Annotated in this window: 17 protein-coding genes; 1 reads left to right on the top strand and 16 read right to left on the bottom strand. The window is 47.4% G+C overall.

The window, feature by feature from the left end; genetic code table 11:
* Positions 1–2: 2 nt before the first annotated feature.
* From ACYCSE_RS15100 to thpR, 15 genes are all read right to left on the bottom strand, one after another.
* On the bottom strand, positions 3–1,382 hold the full coding sequence (locus ACYCSE_RS15100; protein WP_165176469.1) for a lipopolysaccharide biosynthesis protein: 1,380 nt from the start codon (positions 1,380–1,382) through the stop codon (positions 3–5).
* 5 nt (positions 1,383–1,387) lie between these two features.
* On the bottom strand, positions 1,388–2,830 hold the full coding sequence (locus tag ACYCSE_RS15095) for an O-antigen ligase family protein (protein WP_061830308.1): 1,443 nt from the start codon (positions 2,828–2,830) through the stop codon (positions 1,388–1,390).
* A gap of 5 nt (positions 2,831–2,835) precedes the next feature.
* A complete protein-coding gene (locus tag ACYCSE_RS15090; protein ID WP_028543109.1) occupies positions 2,836–3,606 on the bottom strand; it encodes a WecB/TagA/CpsF family glycosyltransferase in 771 nt (256 codons plus the stop codon).
* A 4-nt stretch (positions 3,607–3,610) separates the two neighbouring features.
* Positions 3,611–4,948 carry an O-antigen ligase family protein gene (locus tag ACYCSE_RS15085; protein ID WP_254350963.1) on the bottom strand — a complete coding sequence of 446 codons (1,338 nt, stop codon included), beginning with the start codon at positions 4,946–4,948 and terminating at the stop codon, positions 3,611–3,613.
* A gap of 10 nt (positions 4,949–4,958) precedes the next feature.
* Entirely contained in the window at positions 4,959–5,894 is a 936-nt protein-coding gene (locus tag ACYCSE_RS15080) for a glycosyltransferase (RefSeq protein ID WP_459698601.1), read from the bottom strand.
* Positions 5,894–6,592 carry a sugar transferase gene (locus tag ACYCSE_RS15075; protein WP_013309152.1) on the bottom strand — a complete coding sequence of 233 codons (699 nt, stop codon included), beginning with the start codon at positions 6,590–6,592 and terminating at the stop codon, positions 5,894–5,896. The genes ACYCSE_RS15080 and ACYCSE_RS15075 overlap by 1 nt, the downstream gene beginning before the upstream one ends.
* A gap of 16 nt (positions 6,593–6,608) precedes the next feature.
* The gene (gene galU / locus ACYCSE_RS15070) at positions 6,609–7,502 is read right to left on the bottom strand and encodes a UTP--glucose-1-phosphate uridylyltransferase GalU (RefSeq protein WP_013309151.1); all 894 of its coding nucleotides are present in this window, start codon (positions 7,500–7,502) and stop codon (positions 6,609–6,611) included.
* Positions 7,503–7,541: 39 nt separating this feature from the next.
* Entirely contained in the window at positions 7,542–8,180 is a 639-nt protein-coding gene (locus ACYCSE_RS15065) for a CpsD/CapB family tyrosine-protein kinase (protein ID WP_235307594.1), read from the bottom strand.
* A complete protein-coding gene (locus tag ACYCSE_RS15060; RefSeq protein ID WP_165144642.1) occupies positions 8,164–8,907 on the bottom strand; it encodes a YveK family protein in 744 nt (247 codons plus the stop codon). The genes ACYCSE_RS15065 and ACYCSE_RS15060 overlap by 17 nt, the downstream gene beginning before the upstream one ends.
* 273 nt (positions 8,908–9,180) lie before the next feature.
* The gene (locus tag ACYCSE_RS15055) at positions 9,181–9,819 is read right to left on the bottom strand and encodes a response regulator (RefSeq protein WP_069291324.1); all 639 of its coding nucleotides are present in this window, start codon (positions 9,817–9,819) and stop codon (positions 9,181–9,183) included.
* Between the two features lie 116 nt (positions 9,820–9,935).
* The gene (locus ACYCSE_RS15050) at positions 9,936–11,573 is read right to left on the bottom strand and encodes a sensor histidine kinase (protein ID WP_061830283.1); all 1,638 of its coding nucleotides are present in this window, start codon (positions 11,571–11,573) and stop codon (positions 9,936–9,938) included.
* A 325-nt stretch (positions 11,574–11,898) separates the two neighbouring features.
* Positions 11,899–16,497, bottom strand: coding sequence for a glutamate synthase large subunit (gene gltB / locus ACYCSE_RS15045; protein WP_459698597.1), 4,599 nt, complete (start codon positions 16,495–16,497; stop codon positions 11,899–11,901).
* 463 nt (positions 16,498–16,960) lie between these two features.
* Positions 16,961–17,644 carry a metal-dependent hydrolase gene (locus ACYCSE_RS15040; RefSeq protein ID WP_029516186.1) on the bottom strand — a complete coding sequence of 228 codons (684 nt, stop codon included), beginning with the start codon at positions 17,642–17,644 and terminating at the stop codon, positions 16,961–16,963.
* Positions 17,645–17,779: 135 nt separating this feature from the next.
* Complete coding sequence (locus ACYCSE_RS15035) at positions 17,780–18,592, bottom strand: cell wall hydrolase (RefSeq protein ID WP_061830285.1); 813 nt, start codon at positions 18,590–18,592, stop codon at positions 17,780–17,782.
* 111 nt (positions 18,593–18,703) lie between these two features.
* Positions 18,704–19,270: an RNA 2',3'-cyclic phosphodiesterase gene (gene thpR, locus ACYCSE_RS15030; RefSeq protein WP_459698594.1), complete on the bottom strand. Its 567-nt coding sequence runs from the start codon at positions 19,268–19,270 to the stop codon at positions 18,704–18,706.
* A gap of 227 nt (positions 19,271–19,497) precedes the next feature.
* On the opposite strand from thpR, the gene ACYCSE_RS15025 reads away from it, so the two are divergent.
* On the top strand, positions 19,498–20,454 hold the full coding sequence (locus tag ACYCSE_RS15025) for a D-2-hydroxyacid dehydrogenase (protein WP_459698592.1): 957 nt from the start codon (positions 19,498–19,500) through the stop codon (positions 20,452–20,454).
* Between the two features lie 4 nt (positions 20,455–20,458).
* Here the strand turns inward: ACYCSE_RS15025 and ACYCSE_RS15020 are convergent, their stop codons facing one another.
* Complete coding sequence (locus tag ACYCSE_RS15020) at positions 20,459–21,445, bottom strand: TRM11 family SAM-dependent methyltransferase (protein ID WP_459698590.1); 987 nt, start codon at positions 21,443–21,445, stop codon at positions 20,459–20,461.
* Between the last annotated feature and the right edge of the window lie 6 nt (positions 21,446–21,451).

Here is a 21,451-nt window from a genome sequence, read left to right as displayed (position 1 = left end):
ATCTAACCGTTAACTGGCTTTTTCCGGATGTAGTGCGACATCGTTGATCGGAGCCATTGAAAATCTTGTTTGGAAATAAGCAGTCTTGGAATCTTCATTTTTAGAACGAATTTAACATTACATAAAATGAAAATGAACCGTAGAATCCCCGAAGACAGCATTGCTATCCCTGCACCCGTCAATCCATATCTCGGCACGAGTATGGACAGCAATGGAATGACGAGCGACAATCCGACACCCTGTAGAATGGTAACCAGTTTGGGCTTACCCAACGCCATAAATTGTTGTGCCAGCACCATGGTCCCTCCACTGATAGCAACCTCAAGCACCAAGAACCGGAATACCGTGAGTGCTTGTTTAAACTCTTGACCATATAACAATGTAAATACGAACGGAGCAATCAGCATCAGCATCACCGCAGCCAGAAAGGTTGCCGTTGATGTCACTCGAAATGCCCGAAATGTTATGGCCACCGCCTCTTCCTTATTCAGACCGGAGGCTTTGGGAAACAGCACGACAATGATCGAGGTAGAAAATACATTCACCATCCTGGCCAAGCTGACCGCTACTGCATATAAACCGAGATCAGCGGGTCTGAGCAGACCCGCAATCAAAATCTGATCAATATAAGTGGAAACCTGCCCCATGAGATCATTTCCGTATGAACCCATACCGTAGGTAAAGAGATTTTTAAATTGCGTCCAGCTGTTCTTTACCTTTGGTTTGTACAGCCGAATCATTCGTATCGTGACACCGATATAAATCGGCAAGCCTGGCAGTAAATAGGCCAATGCCGAGGTGTACGGATTCATATTTCCGGTTAAGATCAGAATCGCCAGACCCAGCAGTGTACTCAGCGGTACCAGATACCGAAATAAATTGTACTGCTTATATTCCGAGCGAACTTGAAGCAATGCATTATTGATCTGTGAAATCGCTATGAGCGGACACATCATCATGGAGCACTGCGCGAAAAGTATGACCGATGAAGAAAAAGAGCGCAGCCAATAAGGAATTAGAAATACTCCGACGAGTGTCGCCAAGCCCCCGAACATGGTAGCCAGCAGCAAGGCCAGACCATACAGCTTGCCCGTTTCCTCCGGTTTCCTTTTCGCATTGTAAATCAATGCAGACGGGACACCGAAGCTCATGCAGAAGGCGAGAAATTGGGACCAGTTCACCATCGCTGTCTGTTCCCCGCGTCCAGTAGGACCCAGGAATCGTGCCGTTAGCACACCAGTCAGCATATTCACGACGAGAATCAGCATACTGAATATCATCGTTTTTACTGCTGCAGAGCTGTTATCCTTGCTTTTGGCAAACCGAATCACTGTGGACCATAGTGTCCGGACAGGTGCGGATAATGCTTGTAAGTTTTGCACAGCCTTTACCTTCTTTCCGCGATGACATCTTTTGCCCATAGTCCTATTCCGATCATCATCCAGATCAGATAGCCGCGCATACCGGGGAAACCATTATCTGATATGAGACTGGCTACAGCTCCGGCCCACGTAGCCAACGCCAGTCTGATATAAGGCTGACTGGCATCTCGTTCGGCAATACGGGCGAGAAGGCGCTTAATGATAACGAACAGACCACCGAAGAAAAAGAATGCCCCGAAAATACCGAAGGTGAGGAAAATGGCGATATATCCATTATCCATAATCCCAAGTTCGCCGAGATCGCCGCCGTTATCAAGCTTGGTTCCGATTCCTACACTCCCGATCCCCTGCCCGACCGGATTGCCAGCAATCGCCGGAAGCATCGTATGCAGTAAATCCAAACGTTCATTGTACGAATGATCCTGCTGAATATCCGTCAGCGTCTGCATGCGAGCCACCAAACCTTCTGCCCCTGGAAGTTTTGGAACAATGATGTAGAGAAGAAGGCCAACTATAGCTAGTTGAAACAAGGTTTTCCACTTTCCCTTGGAAGATGAACTGAGAATGTAAGCCAGCAACATGACGAAGGCAATTAGCCAGGCTGAACGTACCAGCGTGATTAAGAGACAAACGACCGTCAGCAGGATTCCGATCCACCCCAAAGTGCCACGCCAACGTTTTTCCATTAGCATGGGTACAAGTGCCATCGCCAGGAAAATAGCGCAGGGACCGGGCGAGTTCATGGAAGAAAATACTCTGATTTGAAGTGGTTCTGGAACACCAATGGAATTCATTTCTACATGATTCATCCAAAATGCATCCCACGGAGGCACCGTCAAGTACTGGATAATGCCGTAAATTGCCACAAGAACAGCAATGTTGGCATATGAATACAGCAGTCGGTCCAGCTCCTTCGCCTTCATGGGCTTAATCGCAAGATAAGGCAACAGGATCAAAGGAACCACATAATTGGCTAAATCATAAGCAAAAACAATACCATTTTTGAATAACCCGACCACACTTCCGTAGGCCAATTCTATGCCGAAAAATACAGCAATTCGGGTCAAGGGTTTTTCCGCCTGATGAATGCCTCGCAACACAGGAATAATCAACATACTGCTTACCAGCAGCGGTGCCACGCTCAACAAGGAAACCGAGTGATACGTTCCCTCCATCCAATCCGCAATGCGGCGGATTTCCGGGCCTACTGCCCACACTGCCAGTGTGTAAGGAATCAGTAGCCGCGATTGCAGGATCGCCAGCAGGAAGGCCGGAAAAACGAGCGCCAGCAATATGGCTCCCTGCTGGCTCATGGTGGGATTCATCTTGGCGCTGACAAATCCGATGGCGAGTGGCAGCATACAAGCCAGCAATCCCATGCCGATCATGCTGATTCCACGCCGATTTCCTAGCCAAACGGAAATCTGCTGATCTGCCAACCGACTCATGTTTCTCACCCCTGACCTCCCTTCATCCGCTTCCGCTTGAACATCTCCTTAAACAGCAGAACGAGAAATTGGGAATCTTCAATCAAATATCTTTTCCACAATCGTTTAGGCTCCTGAGACAACCTCCAGAACCATTCAAATCCCGTCTTCTGCATCAGCTCCGGTGCTCTTTTCACATTTCCAGACAGGAAATCAAAGGTCGCTCCCACCCCAATCGAAATCGGAGCACGGTAAGTCTCATAATATCTGTAGATCCATTTTTCCTGCTTAGGTGCGCCTACACCTACAAAAACGATGTCCGGGCGTGCCTCTTGAAGCAGTTGGATAATGTGCCTATTCTCCTCCTCGTTTTTCTCAAAGCCATAAGAAGGAGAGTAACAGCCCACCACATTCATGTTCGGATAAGATTCCTGGAGATTGAGCATAGCCTTCTCAGGAATACCGTCAGCTGCACCGAGAAAAAATAAACGATAGCCTCGATCCTCAAAAGCCTCTCCCAGCCGAGTGAACAAATCTGACCCGGACACCTTTTGTTTGAGGGGTTTTTTCAGTAACTTGGACGCCCATATGATAGGCATCCCATCGGCCACTACAGCTCCGGCATCCGAATACACCTTGCGGAATTCATCATCCTTGCGAAGCTTGATCACATGATCGACATTACAGGTCAAAATGTAGGAATGACGCTGATGTTCAATAGAAGTATCTATAAATTCGAGTAGATCATTAAAATCGTAATTATCAAAGTTGACATCGAACATGTTCACTCTGCTCATCGTATCACTTCTCTTTGCGAAAATCGGTTTGAGTAGATGTCTGGTATAACGCGTTCAAATACCAGCAAAATGGAATAATCATCTGAACCGTTGACAACGTATTATCTGAAAACGAGTAGATCAGAAAGCCTGCAATTAAGCTTGCAAAATAAGGTTTGATAGACTTGGCAAGCGATTGGTAAATGAGAGCGAACACGATCAGCAATGAAAGTATTAATAGCCCGCAACCGATATATCCCGTGTCAAAATAAAAGCGTATATACTCGTTATGCGGTACAACAAAGCCATTGAATAATGTCCCGTCGTTCGCGACCGTTACCGCGCCAAGACCTCTCCCTGACCAAGGGTAATCATGTACTCTGTTCAAAAAATATTCCCATGCCTCCGAGCGTCCCGACAGGTCAATGCCTGTATCGGTCTCCCGTTCGAAGGAGCGTTTTTTTAAATTGTTCCATTGCAGGGCCACCGCCCCCAGAGCAACCAAAAACGATCCGGCCAGCGGTAGCAAATAATTGACTTTCCCCTTGAGGTACTGACGGGCAATATCAAACAGATACACAGCAAACATTAATAACAATGCCAGAATCGGTCCACGTGTACCGGTGGCGATCAGAATCAGAAAGTTCAGTGCCAACACAGTGTAATAAAAAGCGGCTTGCTTGGGTTTACGCTTGACCTCAATTAGAGAGACAGCAATTCCGAGAAAGGAGAGCATTGCCAGATGCGGCGGTATATTCGCTCCTTGTACTCTGACTGCGCCCGTAAATTCTACATCCGTAAACGAATGCAGCCCTAGAACCTGCAAACCCAGTCCAATGACCACACTAATAATGGGCAACAAACTGATCAGTCGGATATGCTTTTCTGCCACATCCTTTTTCCACTGGATCAGTAAAAAAAAGAAAGGGAGTGATAAACCGACGAACGCCTTGACGGCAATCGAGGTCGTTAACAAAGGCAGCCATGCTGAAAATCCAAATGTGATCCCCAGCATGATCACCAATGCCCAGACCGGATAGCTGAACTTGAGACGTATGCCATACACGAGCATGCACGGCACCAGCAGAGCCAAAATGCCCAATTTGTACAATGACAAAATCTCAATACCGAACACGCCACCCTGATACAGAGAATCGACTGAGACTGCTGTACTTAGCAAAACAGCGTAGCTGATGCGCTCTGGATGATGAATGGAAACAGCCAGCAAGAGCAGTAAACATACCGCCGCAATACTGACCACCGGCTGATAGGTAGCCGCAATTCCTACAGCAAGAGCGCCCAGTAGAAAAATAAAAACATGCTGTATGGTGTTTATTCTAGTAGTCCAAGGATAGTTACTCATGTTCCATCTTTCACCCCGCAGCTGACTCGCTTTTCCGGTTGCGCAGTGTATCCAGCGTCCCACGGATACTTTCAAGCCTGCACCGGTTCAACAGCTTCCTGCCCTCACTACGCGCCAGCAGGGAATCCACAGTGATGTATAACACTTTGGCTGCCGTCTTCGCCATCAGCATCGCGTTGCCGCGCAGACCTACGGCCTGAGCAGCGTTAGACATGCCCTGACAATAGTAGCGGTTCATGATCCATTCTTTCGTTAACCGTGAAGCCGGCACAAAATGTTCCACAGACATGTGTGGATGATACATAATCGTTCCACCATTTTTACGGATTTGCTCGAATACCCACGATTCTTCACCGGATAGAAGGATGTCTCCCTTTCTGCCTAGATGAAGCGGGAACATAACGGCGGCAAAAGCCGTTTTGCGCATCGCCATATTCGCTCCAAATGGATTCAGTCCCGACGGATATTCACGAACGGCTTTGCCCAGATCAATAATCGTGTAAGGCAGTTCAAGCTGGCCTGTCAGCCAACCCGGTCGTTCCGTCTCAAACATAGGGTCAATTTTCCCACCCATAGCCGTCAGCTCAGGATTGTTCCCAAATGCTGACATAATCGTTTGCAACCATGTAACACACGGAATTGCATCATCATCGAGAAAAGCAATGACTTCCGCTCTTGATAACGTAATGCCTGCATTACGAGCAGCAGACAGTCCTTGTTCGCGCTCATAATGATATCGGAGATGGATATTCTGACCATGGGCGACAGTGAACCTTTTGATCGTCGCTGCTGTATGATCAGTGGATCGGTTATCGACCACAATGATCTCAGCCAGCGCAAGGTCTTCCAGTTCCAGCAGGGACATTAACGTTTTCTCCAGCAGGTCCGCCCGGTTATAGGTGCAAATAACGACGGACACTGCGGGACATCGCTTGAATGCATCCATCAGTAAGCATCCTTGGAGAACAGCATTTTAACGCCTGTTTTCATGATGATTTTCAAATCGAGCCACGTATTGCGAACATGAATATACTTCAAATCCATTTGCACCATTTCTTCGAAGCCTACACTGTTACGTGCGCTCACCTGCCAGTAACCCGTACATCCCGGTGTTACAATCAGGCGTTGCTTATCATAATCGGAATATTGCTCGACCTCGCTGGGCAACGGCGGACGCGGACCGACTAAGGTCATGTCGCCGACCAACACGTTCCACAGCTGCGGAATCTCATCAATACTCGTCTTGCGCAGAAAACTGCCAATTTTCGTGATCCGAGGATCGTTTTTAATTTTGAACATGGCGCCGCTCACTTCATTCAGCTCCATCAAGTCCTTTTTCAGTTCCTCAGCATTGGACACCATTGAACGGAATTTATACATATCGAATAACTTCTCATTCTTGCCCACCCGAGTTTGCTTGAAAAACACGCTTCCCTTTGGGTCTTCGAGCTTAATCAAAACGCCTACCACTACAAAAAGCGGAAGCAAGACGATCAAGCCCACGAACGACAGCAGCATATCAAGGAGGCGTTTTGTGACCAGGTAGGACGTTTTATCCTGAATTTGTGTATTTCCGTATGGCATGTAAAACGCTTTACCTGACATGACAGCCTCGCCGTCCTCCGGTAAATTTTCCATGCTCATGCTGACGTACCCCCTCTCAACCTGCCGTGGTTGCTTTCTCGGTCTTTTTCAACCATTCATTCATGGCCTCCATAACCGGATACTTCAAATCATCGCTGGCAAGTGCAAATTCAAGTGTGGTTAGAATATATCCAAGACGTTCACCTACGTCATAACGTGTGCCTTCAAAATCATAGGCGTACACACGCTCACTCTGATTCAGCTTTTGGATCGCATCCGTCAACTGAATTTCGCCGCCAGCTCCTTTTTCTTGAAGATCAAGATATTTGAAAATTTTCGGCGAGAACACGTAGCGCCCCATAATAGCCAAATCGGATGGCGCTGTGCCTGGAGCCGGTTTTTCTATAAAATTATTCACTCGGTACAAGCGTCCGTCCTGCTGATCCGGTTCAATGATGCCGTACCGGTTCGTAAATTCCTGCGGTACCCGCTGCACACCGATAACCGAATTTTGAGTTTCCTCATACTGATCCATCAGCTGGCGCAGGCAAGGCTTTTGACCTGTTACGATATCATCGCCCAGCAGCACACCAAACGGCTCGTCCCCGATAAAGCGTCTTGCGCACCATACCGCGTGTCCAAGACCTTTGGGTTCTTTTTGGCGAATGTAGTGAATTTCCACTCCCGAAGAACGCTGTACTTCCTCCAGAAGCTTCAGCTTACCGTCCTCGAGCAGTTTGGATTCCAGCTCAAATGCGTTGTCAAAGTGGTCCTCAATGGCACGTTTGCCTTTACCCGTAACGATAATAATGTCCTCAATACCAGAAGCAATCGCTTCTTCCACGATATATTGAATCGTAGGCTTATTGATAATCGGAAGCATTTCCTTAGGCATCGCTTTTGTGGCAGGGAGGAAGCGCGTACCTAACCCTGCTGCTGGAATAATGGCCTTTTTCACTCTTTTCGTCATCGCACTCATTCTCCTTGCTTCATCGAATTTTGGTGTTGCTTACTTCACCTGATTCATCACAATTCCAACCAGCGTCGCACTGGCCTGCTCCATGAGTTGCTTTGTTTTACGTAGATCTTCCCGTTTGGTACGACCATGTCTAGCGACGAGAATCACACCATCCGTTAAGCCTGCAATCAGGCGAGCATCCGTATAATTCAGCGCCGGAGCCGAATCGAGTAAAATGATGTCATATTCACGTTTGAGCTCTTCCAATAGCTCAGCCATACGTTCGCTACCGAGCAGATCTGCTGCGTTGTACAGGGTGTCTCCACCGGGAACAACCGATAGCTCCAGGCCACCATGCCTAACGATAGACTTGGAAGAAGTCCCACCGCGCAAATAAGCCGATAGACCTCCGGTATTCTCCATTCCGAATATCTCGTGCAGCGCTGGTTTGTGCAGATTGCAATCCACCAGAGCCACCTTCTTGCCTTCTTGTGCAAAGGAAACTCCGATGTTGGCGAGCAGTGTTGTTTTACCCGCCCCGCTTTCCGGCGAGGTCAACAATAGAACCGTGCCACGGTCCTTTTGCCCAATCACCTGCTGCCGGATGTATGTACGGAGGGATCGAAATGATTCCGAGATATACGATGATGGATTACTTTCTGTAATCAACATGTCATTCAATCGCAGCATATTTACGCTCCCCTACCCGTTCTTTGGAATTTCCGGCTGCTCCATCGACGTCCTTCTTGCGAATGACTGGAATCGATGCAATTACCGGAATACCGATGTCCGCGTCCGCTTCTTTCTCCGAGCGCAGCGTACCGTTAATGCTTTCCAGGAACACAATCGTGCCCAATGCAATCATCAGCGATACGAGAAAACTAATCGCAATATTCATGAGCGGGTTCCCATTAATCGGGTCAGGATTGGCCTGAGGGTCCGCTTCATTTAAAATTTTCACATTATTCAATTCCATCAATCCCGGAACTGTCTGTACGAATTTCTGGGTTACCGCGTTTACAACCGCTGCGGCCTGTGGATAGCTCCCTGCCTCAAACGTCAAACCGATAACCTGACTTTTATCCGAGGATTTAATCTGCAGTTTCTCTGCCAACTTCTGCTGCGTCAAACCGAACTCGGGATGAGTCGCTACAACAGCGTCCATAATTTTAGGTGAAGTGAGAATTTGCTTGTAGCTTTCCACCAAATTAAGACTTGTGTTGACGTCGTTCAGATTGTTGCTCCCCTGCTTGGCGGAAATATGATTAACCAGCAGTTGGCTTGAAGCGGAGTAGACTGGCTTCACGACATTGTCGCTCACAAAGTATGTTGTTACACATGAGAGAATGACAAAAATCGCAATCAGCCACAATCTTCTTTTAATCAGGACTAGATAATCCAAAATGGTTTTCTCCACAAAAATCCTCCCTCCTATACAATTTCTCTTCATATTTAAGTATGACTTTATTGTAACAATTGGCTCTGTGAACGACATGGAACCGAATGGCACTTTCTCCCTCACTACAGGGGGAGGGAAATGTATACTTTCGGATACGGCATGGTATACTTTTGTACCATGCATTGTCGATTATGGAAAAAGAAATCGAAAAAAGCCTCAAAATCACAAAGCTTGGTGATTTTGAGGCTTTTCTTTCCACTCGCACATGTAAGTGCAGCGTAGCTTATAGAGTCAGCGCATCATTGTTGGCTCGTACTTCGCCAGACCGATGGCATTGGCATACAATGCTGCCTGCGTACGATCCGCTAGCCGCAGCTTGGCCAAGATCTGACTGACATGCTTTTTGACTGTGAACTCACTGATAAATAACCGGGATGCAATTTCACGATTGCAAGCTCCTTGTCCCAGCTCGACCAGCACTTCCTTTTCCTTTGGCGTCAGGTCGTCGGTCAGATTGCCCGCATCTTCACGCAGCTTGTTTTCGAGAATAGCCGGATCATAATATTTGCGTCCTTTGTTGACAAGATGAATCGCGTAAATTAGTTCCTCAGGCAATGCTTCCTTAAGCACATAACCGTCCACGGAAGCTTCCTCTGCTTTTAGAAAATCTTCACGTGTTGCGGAAGAAGTCAGCAAAATAAATTTGCTTCTGAAACCGCGTCCGCGCGCTATCTTGATAATATCCAGCCCCGATTCATCAGCTAGTTTCAAATCCAGCAGCACCAGATCCGGATCCGTTTCCTCTATCACCACAAGTGCTTCCTGTTGATTCTGGGCCTCTCCCGCAAACTGAACATTGGGCTGCATGGATATAACCGCAGCGAGTCCTTTCCGTACTAAAGGATGATCATCGACAATGACAATTTTCATGATTCGGCCTCCTGTCTACAGTTCAGGATTTGCATAATCCCTATGTATCCGATTGTTACCGCAGATTTTGTATTGCAGAATGTTCACACATTTTATTCGAGGATTTTGCAAAATCCTCATTCATAAGCATTTACCGGAATGGACAATCGGATCTGTGTACCCTCTCCGATTCGACTTGAAATATCAAATTCGCCTCCCATCGATTGAGCTAAATATTCCATATTCATCATGCCCAGGCCCCCGCCTGCACTGACCGCCTCACCTCCTGCTACCATTCTCGCCGTCTCAAACCCTACTCCGTCGTCATGAATAGACAGTCTAATCACTTGGGGCGTCAATTTTAACTTCACATCAATTCGCTTGGCCAATCCATGACGGATTGCGTTCCCCGCCGCTTCGGAAATGATGCGGAATAAAGCCTTTTGGTACAAATACGGAAGTGAATAATGATCACCATGAATGTCAAAATCAATTTGTACATGGTTCAGCTTGGAGAGTGTATGCAGATGACTTTTCACCGTCCCTAACCAAGTTGAGCCTCCGCTTTTTTTCGAACTTAAACTATGAATCGCCCCTTTCAGCTCTCTAACCGCTTGGTTGGCTGATTGCTGAATTAGATCAATTTGCTCCTCCACCTGCTCTTTTGGCTGATGACACCAGGTTTGCCGGAGAGAATGCGTTGCGTACACAATACCAAAAAGACTTTGAGAAACATTGTCATGCATTTCATTTGCAATCCGGTTCTGCTCATTCGTCACAATCAGCTGATTTTCAATACGCTCCAGCTCATAGCGCTCCAAGAACACAGCGCTCAGCTCAGCCAAGAATATCAGTTGTTGCACGAGCCAGCGTCTTCCTGTCAGACTTTGATCCGGGCCCAGCTTGAGGCCAATCGTCGCTACAAAACGGGTCGTCATCGGTACGGTAATCATGAGGAAATCGCCCCATTCTGGCAGATGTCTGAAAAATGGTTCACGCTCTTCCCTGAATTCCTCCCGATAATTGCCCAGCTCCTCGAATAGCTGCTCCTCCTCCTCTACCGTCCAGCCTGTCTGGCTGCTTTCCGGTGCATCCTCCTCCTGACTATCCAGCCAGAAAAATGCACGGCTCTGCTTGGTTAGCTTGACCGTATAGTCCGAGATGACCTGACCGAGATTTAAAGCCTCATTGTGGCTGGTCGTCTCCATGATGTGGTAAATCGACTTGATATGATCCATCGTCTCATTGGCTTGTTCTTTAGCCACCTTCAGTTCGTCCTTCATGACGCCGATAACCTGCATTGCCATCGTAGTTGCGATCAGTACCAGAAACAAATTGATGTTCTGCAATATAAGATCCCACAAAAAATATTGACCTGGTGTAAAAAAGATATAACAAAATGTAAGCACCAAGCCGATATAAGAAAGGAGGAGTGTCCAACTGTATCTCATAGACAGATGAGCACAAGCCACCAGCATGGGGGTAATCACATACCATTTGAACGGGCTATCCATCCCTCCGGTTGGGAATAACAACAAAATGATCCCTGCTGTTTCAAGCGCAATGCTGCATTTCAATACCATATCATGAAGTCTGTACTTGCGGTAAATCCAAGTAAATGCTGTAACGGATAAAAATAGAAAACCAATCAGTAATAGCTTCTGCCACACGATTAATCTAGATGATTCGAACAGAAAAACAAGTGACGTTAAAGATAGTGATACATAACGGTATAAAAAAATCATTTGGTCTTCTGCTGACTTCCTCAACTTCATCCTGTCACCCTATTCTGTGTTTTGAAGGGACGATGGGCATATTAGGTTGTTTGTGTTTGTGTACTCTAAAAAAATCATAACCAATCCAAAAATAAATAACAAGACATAAACTCTTACGTAAACGGTTACATTCCAAAAAATTTGGTACTTTTTATAACATATTTACCGTTTCAGGAAAACATTTTGGGGGTAATGTCAGAATTTATGACGTTTGTCAAGGAAATAAATCACATTTTTGTAACCTAAAAAAGACTTGCTGGTACCACCGTGATTATAACAGCGGTATTCAGCGAGTCCTTTTTTAGTAAGTTTGGTAGTCTACATTTTAGCCCCCAGCACGCGCCAATTCACGCATATTGGCTTCAAATGCTGCCAACAGAGCTTCATCTCCGCTCAAACCAGTTGCCTCTTCTTTTTGGATCTGTTCAACCATACGCTTGTAATCCTTTGGAATCACTCGTACAAACTGCTGAATCGCAGTCTGCCAATCATCCAAAATACGTTGTCCCGCTTCACTACCCGTGTAAGTGACATGGCGTTGAATCAAGCCGCGCAAATCCGCTGCTTCTGCAGGATCTTCCACACCTTCCAGCAACACCATTTCCAGATTACAACGGCTCAGGAACGTCCCCTCAGGGTCATAGACATAGGCAATACCTCCGGACATTCCGGCTCCAAAATTCCGTCCGGTTCCACCCAATACAGCTACACGTCCGCCCGTCATATATTCGCAACCATGATCACCAACGCCCTCAACTACAATACGTGCGCCGGAGTTCCGAACGGCAAAGCGCTCGCCTGCGATTCCGCTAATGTAAGCTTCACCGCTGGTCGCTCCATACAAGGCTGTATTTCCGATAATAATGTTTTCTTCTGCCTTAAAGGTCGCTTTGTGAGACTTTTTCACAATAATCTTACCGCCAGATAACCCTTTACCGACATAGTCATTGCTATCGCCTTCCACGCTCAGCGTGATGCCTTTCGGAATAAATGCCCCGAAGCTCTGACCTGCCGATCCAATAAAGTTAAAGCGAATCGTATCCTCAGGCAGACCCGCCGCTCCATACTTACGGGTAACCTCGCTGCCCAGAATCGTTCCTACCGCCCGATTCACGTTTGTAATAGGTAAGGTGCCCTCAACAGGCGTTCCGTTCTCCAGCGCTTCCGCAGCCATCGGTACGAGCTGTTGCATGTCGAGTGTTTCTTCCAGACCGTGATTTTGGCGTTGTACGCGGTAACGTACACTACCTTCTTCCAACTCAGGAACATGCAACAGCAAGCTCAGGTCTACGCCCTTCTTCTTCCAGTGCGAATCGGCGTTCACGGTATCCAGACAATCCGTACGTCCAATCATTTCCTGAATCGTACGGAAGCCCAATTCCGCCATAATTTCACGGACATCTTCTGCGATGAAACGCATAAAATTCACCACATGGGCAGGATCGCCCATATAATTTTTGCGTAGCTCTGGATTCTGCGTAGCCACACCAACCGGACATGTATCCATTTGGCATACCCGCATCATAATACAGCCCAACGCTACGAGCGGCGCTGTAGAGAAGCCGTATTCTTCCGCGCCCAACAGGGCAGCTACTACCAAATCGCGGCCAGACAGCATCTTGCCGTCTGTCTCCAATACCACGCGGTCGCGCAGGTTGTTTAGCATCAGCGTCTGATGCGTCTCCGCCAGACCCAGCTCCCAAGGCATACCCGCATGCCGGATGGAGCCTTGCGGGGAAGCGCCTGTACCACCGTCGTAACCGCTGACCAGAATAATGTCAGCACGGCCTTTTGCTACCCCTGTAGCAATCGTGCCTACGCCTACTTCTGACACCAGTTTCACGTTAATGTCAGCACGCGGATTGGCGTTTTTGAGATCATAGATGAGCTCTGCCAAATCCTCGATAGAATAAATATCGTGATGCGGCGGTGGTGAAATCAAACCTACTCCTGGCGTAGAACCACGTACCTCAGCGACCCAAGGGTATACCTTCCGTCCTGGCAGTTGTCCACCTTCGCCCGGCTTAGCGCCTTGCGCCATTTTGATCTGAATTTCGTCAGCATTCACCAAGTAATTCGATGTTACACCGAATCGGCCCGACGCTACCTGCTTAATCGAACTGCGGCGAGAATCGCCATTGGCATCCGGTATGAAACGTGCAGGGTTCTCCCCACCTTCACCCGTATTGCTCTTGCCACCGATCCGATTCATCGCAATCGCCATATCTTCATGCGCTTCCTGACTGATCGAGCCAAAGGACATGGCTCCTGTCTTGAAGCGACGCATAATGGATGCAGCGGATTCCACTTCATCCAGCGGCACAGGCTCACCAGCAGGCTTCAATTGAAGCATGGAGCGAATCGTCAAATACTGTTCAGATTCACCCTGTACCAGCTTGGCGTACTTCTTGTAAAGCTCGTAGTCTCCCGAGCGTACCGACTGCTGGAGCAAATGCACCGTTTGCGGATTAAACAAATGTTCTTCCCCATCGTTACGCCATTGATAGTCGCCGCCCGAATCCAGCACTTTGTCGTTGCCGTCCTTGTCAGTGAAAGCACGGTTATGATGAACCAGCGCTTCCGTAGTCACTTCCTCCAGACCAATACCGCCAATGCGGGAAGGTGTCCAGGTGAAATAACGGTCAACAAAATCCTGCTTCAGACCTACAGCCTCAAAAATTTGTGCTCCACGATACGACTGAATCGTGGAAATACCCATTTTGGACAATATTTTAACGACACCCTTCGTTGCCGCTTTAATATAATTTTTAACTGCCTTTTCGTGCGAGATGCCGCGCAACAAGCCCTGCTGAATCATGACATCCAGCGTTTCAAAAGCCAGATACGGATTAACCGCGCTCACACCGTAGCCAAGCAGCACCGCATAATGGTGAATATCCCTTGGCTCCCCGGACTCCAGCAAAATACTCACACGTGTGCGTGTACCCTGCTTAATCAGATGGTGATGCAGGCTGGAAACAGCTAGCAACGCCGGAATGGCCGCATTTTCCGCATCCACTCCACGGTCGGACAAAATCAGGATGTTATGACCTTTGTCAATGACACGGTCAGCCGCCTCAAACAATCCTTCCAGCGCCTTGCGTAAGCCCTCAGCGCCTTCCTTCGCTTCAAAGAAGATCGGAATTGTCATCGATTTGAAGCCAGGACGGTGTACGTGGCGAATTTTAGCAAACTCCTCATTCGACAACACTGGCGAATCCAAACGAATCTGACGACAGCTTTCCGGTTCTGGATGCAGTAAATTGCGCTCTGGTCCAATCGTAGTTGCGGTTGACGTTACAATCTCTTCACGAATGGCGTCAATCGGCGGGTTCGTGACTTGAGCAAACATTTGTTTAAAGTAATTGTACAAACGTTGCGGACGATCAGACAGCACCGCCAATGGTGCATCGTACCCCATTGAACCAATCGGTTCTGCACCTGTAAGTGCCATCGGCTCCAGAATTTTGCGCAGTTCTTCAAACGTATATCCAAACGCGAGCTGAAGCTGATTTACATTTTCATGTTTAGGCTCCGGCTGTTCTAGTGCTTCCGGCAGCTCATCCAAATCAACCAAGTGCTCATCCAGCCATTGCTGATAAGGTTCCTCGGAAGCAATACGTTCCTTTAACTCTTCGTCAGAAACGATACGGCCTTCTTGAGTATCAACCAGCAGCATACGACCCGGACGGAGACGATCCTTATAGAGCACATTTTCAGGAGCAATATCCAATACGCCCGCCTCTGAAGACAGTGCGATCAGATCGTCCTTGGTCACATAGTAACGTGCAGGACGCAGACCGTTGCGGTCGAGAATCGCCCCGATTTGGATACCATCTGTAAACGCCATCGCAGCAGGTCCGTCCCACGGCTCCATCATGGTGCTGTGATATTCATAAAATGCTCGTTTCTTCGGGTCCATGGTTTCATGCTTGTTCCAAGGTTCCGGCACCATCATCATGGCTACATGAGGAAGGGAACGTCCGCTCAGATACAGAAACTCCAGTGTATTATCAAACATGGCTGTATCTGAGCCATCTGGGTTAATGACTGGTTTTACCTTCTTGATATCTCCGCCAAACGCTTCGCTTTCAAACTGCGCCTGGCGAGCATGCATCCAGTTCACGTTGCCGCGCATAGTATTAATTTCGCCGTTGTGAATCATAAAACGATAAGGATGCGCACGGTCCCAGCTCGGGAACGTATTCGTGCTAAAACGGGAATGGACCAGCGCGATCGCCGATGTTACCCGCTCATCCTGCAAATCCAGATAAAATTTGCCTACCTGCTCGGTTGTGAGCATTCCTTTGTATACAACCTTGCGACATGACAAACTTGGAATATAGAACGACTCACGGTTCTCATCCTCTTGGTTATAGCGAATAGCAAGCTCTGCACGTTTGCGAATGACATACAGTTTCCGTTCGAAGTCCAGCTCTTCCTTCAAATCGCTACTGCGACCGATGAATACCTGACGCACGCCTGGTTTAGCTGCTTTTGCCGATTTACCCAGCATTTCGTCATAAGTTGGAACATCGCGAAAACCCAAACAATTTTGACCTTCGTCCACGATGATATCTCTTAGCTTCTGCTCATGCACTTCACGAACTTTTGGATCATTGGATACAAAAAGCATACCCACGCCATAATGTCCGGCCTTTGGCAATTTAAAGCCCAATCGCTCCGCTTCCTCTTGAAAAAACAGATGAGGGACCTGAATCATAATCCCTGCTCCGTCACCGGAGTTTGGTTCACTTCCCTGACCGCCCCGATGCTCCATATTCACGAGCATGGTCAAAGCCTGACTTACAATATCGTGCGATGGTTTTCCCTTGATGTGGGCAACAAAGCCCATGCCGCAGGCGTCTTTTTCGAATTGGGGATCATATAGTCCCTGTTTGGGTGGTAAACCTGTCTGTCTCATGGAACGCAACCTTTCTGTTATAAAGTCATGCTGGCCTGAAATACAGGCGGCCGAATAGAAGACAGTGGCGACAAGAGGTAACTCAAAGAACAACTACGAGGAATGGGGGACAAAACATGTGACGTATTCAAGGCGGTACGGTCCGCCGAATGCGTATGTTTTTCAATAATTATGCAATGGCTTGACTTGAAAAATACGTCGATTCCACTGATGAATCTAATTAGTTCTATCATTTTATCATTGACCTATCATGTTAGCAATTCAAAGTTTTTATGATTGTGATAATAAATCTTTTACATTACAGCTTCAACGTATCAATGCAAAAATATCTCATTTTTATGTATAAATATTCACTTTTGAAAAACAGCCTTTCCTATTCCTCTAAGGAACAGAAAAGGCTGACAAAGGAGATTTGATGAGTTTATAGACCATCAAGTATATTCCCGTAAATTAGATATCCGTATTAAAATTCGAGACTTTCGCCGGGCTTCAATGCTTTCCCTTCAATGCCTTCTTTGTGCAGACGATCACAGAAGCCGTCTCCGTCCTGCTCAATACCCGGGAACGTATTGTAATGCACCGGTATTACGCGGCTTGCACGCAGCCACTTTGCTGCCAGCAGTGCATCCTCCGGTCCCATCGTATAACCATCTCCGATGGGCAATACCGCAGCATCGATGGAGTTAGTTTCGCCAATGAGACGCATATCGCCAAACAGGCCAGTATCCCCTGCATGGAAAAAGGTTTGGCCTCCCATGGTCAATAAGATCCCCGCCGGCTCTCCCATGTAAATGGTTTGCCCGTCCACTGTCAAAGATGAGCTGTGGAATGCAAGCGTGAATTTCACATGGAAACCGTCAAAGTGGTGACCTCCACCCAGATTCATACCGTGAGCTTTGGCCCCCAAGGACGAACAATATTCGGCCAGTTCCGCGACCGCGATTACTGGACAATCATTGCGCTTGGCAATTTCAACAGCATCTCCAAAATGATCGGCATGACCGTGTGTCAACAACACGGCATCCACCTGAATATCCTCGGCCTGTACGGTTGCTTTAGGATTTCCCGTCAAAAAAGGATCAATAATAATCCGTTTCCCCTCTGCCTCTACCAGTACAACTGAATGTCCATAATATGTGATTTTCATATCATCTACGCCTCCTTTGTCACTTTCATTATTTTGGTTACTTTCCTTTACCCATTATACCTCTTTTGCATACTGGCTTCACCTATACCCTAAAATTCGTTCACAAAGCTGAACCCTATTGTTTAGAAAGGGCTGTTATTTGTAGAAAGTATGATGACCGATAGTTTTCACCTTCGTACGCGAATGATGAACCGTAAGGTCCTGGGCCAACGTAAGCGACAGGAAAAAACAGGTGTTATCAGGCACGGCTTTATGGCCGTTCAAAGCAGCAGTAACCGCACGGATGCTGTCCTGGTTAGGCTGAACACGACGAAGACGCCCGTTCGCGACCGGACTAAATTGCGCTTTTTGATAAATCACTGCCTGAATCGTATCGGGAAATGGGGCTGACCGCAGCCGGTTTAAGACAACGTTGGCAACTGCCACTTTGCCTTCGTACGGTTCGCCTTCTGCTTCTGCCATCACTATTTTTTGCAGCAGGAGCAGTTCTTTAGCGGAGACAGGATAGCTCCAGGTAGACAACGCCTTGTCATCCTGCGTGAGCATTTTTGTCTTCGTAAAGTAGATGGTTGTAGGAGGGGTTAGGATTGCGGACTTGCTATGCTGGACCTCAGGCTTTTTCTTGCCTGTAGCAACGTTATTCCGAGCTTGTTCCACCTGCTTCATCTGGGAAGCGGGTAACGGAGTCGGCATGATTTCTTTCCAGCTTGACTGCCCATGAGCAGCGACAAAGATGGGGCTTGTCCTGTTTGACCCATTATGGGTCCCCATCCTGTCGCCATATGTAGGAGACGAAGAGTTCCCTGACCAGCTCAGAGATTGCATAGGTGTATTTTTATGATTTTTCTGTGTTTGCTGAACCTCAGCGTAGAGGCCTATCCCCAATATACAAACAAGCAGCACACTCAATAGAGGTGCAAACCAACGATGTTCTTTAACGATTTCCATAATGTTCCTCCCGTTAACTATAAGCACATTCCTCAGATATGTAACCTAAAATGCGCTTTTTGAATAACGCTGAAACACTATATCACTAAATTCGCTGATAGATCAAGGCTTTCACCTCATTAATGGGAATGTTTGAATTATTTGGTACATTGGTTTTTGACCCATTCGGGTTGCATATAAAACAAATTCTCTCACTTCCCATGGCTCGCTGCATCGGTCATTTGGCTGCCAAATAGACGGTGGAATAGGCTGTTCTCCTGTGTACGAGCGTGCTAGGGTGATATGAGGTCGATAAGGTCGCTCCTCGGGTTTAAAACCCAGCGGTTCGGTAGCCTGGAGTATGGACTGGTACAGTTGATCCAGTGAATCACGCTGCCCGGTCACTCCCCTCCACAGTACACGCGGAAATTCTTCACGGCCAAAAAAACCTGCTTCTCCAATGCCGAGTGTGAACGGGTCATGCTCAGCTGCAGCTTGAACTAAAACCTGCTCAAGTTTCGGTATAACCGAGGTCTCCACATCACCCAAAAACTGAAGTGTCACGTGGTAATCTCTGAAATCACTCCATTTGCGAAAAGTCAGGTCTTTTAAATCCTGCTCCACCCAATAATGTAGCTTCTTCTTATGCTCATTCGGGAGAGCAATAGCTGTAAAAAGTCTTTGCGATTCATTTTTCATCAACCTATACCTCCTTTCCTAATGGATATTTGTGGATATCTCAAAAAGTAGCTGTTTGGTTTGTCCCTGATCAGGGTAAAGCCATTTGTTGTTATATATTGTGACACTGCGAGCGCTTTTTTACCCTCCTTATGCAATTTTTTCGGCAATCTGTTATTCTTGAAAGGATGGTTCGCCAGAATATATTGGAAACTCCAAGGAATCAAAAATCGAGGAGGCTATGAACTATGGGAAACATTTTAAGCTTACATCAACTTACGGAAGAGCAAAAAAAACAAGTTCGTGCAACGGCTCCGGGCTACGAGTTGATTATTGGCAAAGCTCAGTCATTGGAGTCTAGACAAATCCGGGAGGCCGAGGTTATTCTAGGCTGGTCCAAGCATATTGCCGAAGAGGCATTACATCCAGACAGCAAGCTGAAATGGATACAAACCTGGTCGGCTGGGATTGATAAGCTACCGCTTACCGAATTGGAGAAGCGTAACATTTTACTAACGAATACAAGTGGTGTGCATGCAATTCCAATTACAGAGCAGATCTTTGGCATGCTGCTATCGCATACACGTTATTTACAGCAAGCAGCTCTCTTGCAACGTCAGAAAACATGGCAGCCACCGAAAGGCCAACTGACGGAATTACGTGGTAAAATGCTGTTGATTACAGGCGTTGGCGAAATTGGCCGTGAAACAGCACGGATTGCAGAAGCCTTTGGCATGCGGGTGATCGGAGTCCGCCGTTCTGGCAAGGAAGCTCCCCATGTAGAGCACATGTATACTAACGAACAACTACACGAAGCATTGGGAGCAGCGGATATCGTGGTAAATATATTGCCATTTACCGAGGAAACCCATCACTTCTTTGACGAAAAAGCATTTGCAGCTATGCGTAAGGGTGCCTTCTTCATTAATGTAGGTCGCGGTGGCACCGTTCATACGGATGCGCTTGTACGCTCTTTGGAACAAAAGCATATTGCCTTTGCCGGACTGGATGTATTCGAGGAAGAACCGCTACCTGCTTCACATCCGCTATGGAGTCTGGCCCATGTCTTGATCACACCGCATATTGCAGGCGATACGGACAAATATGCCGAACGGGCGGTGGATATTTTTCTTACTAATTTGAATGCCTATGCCGCTGATCAGGAGCTACCGCTGAATTTGGTTAACTACAAAACTCAGTACTAATACACTACTTACAGATCCAGATTTCCCGACTCATACCTGTCTTATGTATGCGGCATTGCTCCGTAAGGGTCCAGCCTGACTCGGTTAACAATGTTTCCATCGGCTCCGTGCTCACGACCACTGCCCGCGCGGCCAAGCGTCTCAGACTGCGCAGCATCTTCTTTTGTTCATCAGCCGGGAGCACGGAGCACAGGTTATAGGGCATATCCAATATGGCCGCATCGTATGTGCCTTCGAGCATATTCATATCCCCGAGCTTCACTAGATCTTCTTCATATCCAAAATGACGCAAATTCACTCGTGCCCCACGCACCGCCAACGGGTTGATATCACAACCGCGAATATCCTTCCCCATACTCAATGCCTCAATCATTACATTGCCCATACCACAACACGGGTCTAGCAGTTTCAATGAGCCTGACTCTCCCTTTGCGGCTGTTAGATCAGTTGCTGCCAAATTCACAAGTGCCCTAGCTACCAGAACGGGTAGTCCAGTAGAATAATTTTGCGGCTTTTGACGACGCTCCTGCCACGATCTGTCGCTATACTGACACGTGCCCAGTAGCCACCGTTCTCCTATCCGAATAACACCAAGGGTGATATCCGGTGTCTTCATTTGCGCCTGGCCATGAATGCGTGCCCCAATTCGGCGTTCGATCCCGCGCCGCTCGTCATAGTCGGCCTCATGGTCACCTTCTTTAAGGCACAACACCTTGAAAGTCTTTCCTTCCTCAAGTTGTAACATAGAGGCTGCTTCGCATAGCTCTTCCAGTGTTCCCGCATCTGTCATTACATCCAGCCGAAGATGAATAAACGGGCTGGTCCCCGGTTCCAGCCGCCGATGGGACAACAGGATGGAATCCTGCACGGGCGGCTGACCGAACAAGCATTTCAATTCCAAAAGACACAACTCACGCTCTGTTTCATGACACGCATAGGTATATATGTAGCTTGGTTTCATTTCTTCGATATTCGTTTTCTGTTTATTCATGTCATA

The sequence above is a fragment of the Paenibacillus sp. SEL1 genome, from assembly GCF_054602535.1.
This window is presented reverse-complemented; position numbering and strand designations above follow the sequence as displayed.

What these genes read in the sequence shown, in the direction of transcription:
- ACYCSE_RS15025 (WP_459698592.1), top strand. Translation starts at nt 19,498, where the DNA reads ATGGGAAACATTTTAAGCTTACATCAACTTACGGAAGAGCAAAAAAAA.
- ACYCSE_RS15020 (WP_459698590.1), bottom strand. Translation starts at nt 21,445, where the DNA reads ATGAATAAACAGAAAACGAATATCGAAGAAATGAAACCAAGCTACATA.
- ACYCSE_RS15065 (WP_235307594.1), bottom strand. Translation starts at nt 8,180, where the DNA reads ATGCTGCGATTGAATGACATGTTGATTACAGAAAGTAATCCATCATCG.
- ACYCSE_RS15075 (WP_013309152.1), bottom strand. Translation starts at nt 6,592, where the DNA reads ATGAGCATGGAAAATTTACCGGAGGACGGCGAGGCTGTCATGTCAGGT.
- thpR (WP_459698594.1), bottom strand. Translation starts at nt 19,270, where the DNA reads ATGAAAAATGAATCGCAAAGACTTTTTACAGCTATTGCTCTCCCGAAT.
- ACYCSE_RS15080 (WP_459698601.1), bottom strand. Translation starts at nt 5,894, where the DNA reads ATGGATGCATTCAAGCGATGTCCCGCAGTGTCCGTCGTTATTTGCACC.
- galU (WP_013309151.1), bottom strand. Translation starts at nt 7,502, where the DNA reads ATGACGAAAAGAGTGAAAAAGGCCATTATTCCAGCAGCAGGGTTAGGT.
- ACYCSE_RS15040 (WP_029516186.1), bottom strand. Translation starts at nt 17,644, where the DNA reads ATGAAAATCACATATTATGGACATTCAGTTGTACTGGTAGAGGCAGAG.
- gltB (WP_459698597.1), bottom strand. Translation starts at nt 16,497, where the DNA reads ATGAGACAGACAGGTTTACCACCCAAACAGGGACTATATGATCCCCAA.
- ACYCSE_RS15050 (WP_061830283.1), bottom strand. Translation starts at nt 11,573, where the DNA reads ATGAAGTTGAGGAAGTCAGCAGAAGACCAAATGATTTTTTTATACCGT.
- ACYCSE_RS15085 (WP_254350963.1), bottom strand. Translation starts at nt 4,948, where the DNA reads ATGAGTAACTATCCTTGGACTACTAGAATAAACACCATACAGCATGTT.
- ACYCSE_RS15090 (WP_028543109.1), bottom strand. Translation starts at nt 3,606, where the DNA reads ATGAGCAGAGTGAACATGTTCGATGTCAACTTTGATAATTACGATTTT.
- ACYCSE_RS15095 (WP_061830308.1), bottom strand. Translation starts at nt 2,830, where the DNA reads ATGAGTCGGTTGGCAGATCAGCAGATTTCCGTTTGGCTAGGAAATCGG.
- ACYCSE_RS15035 (WP_061830285.1), bottom strand. Translation starts at nt 18,592, where the DNA reads ATGGAAATCGTTAAAGAACATCGTTGGTTTGCACCTCTATTGAGTGTG.
- ACYCSE_RS15055 (WP_069291324.1), bottom strand. Translation starts at nt 9,819, where the DNA reads ATGAAAATTGTCATTGTCGATGATCATCCTTTAGTACGGAAAGGACTC.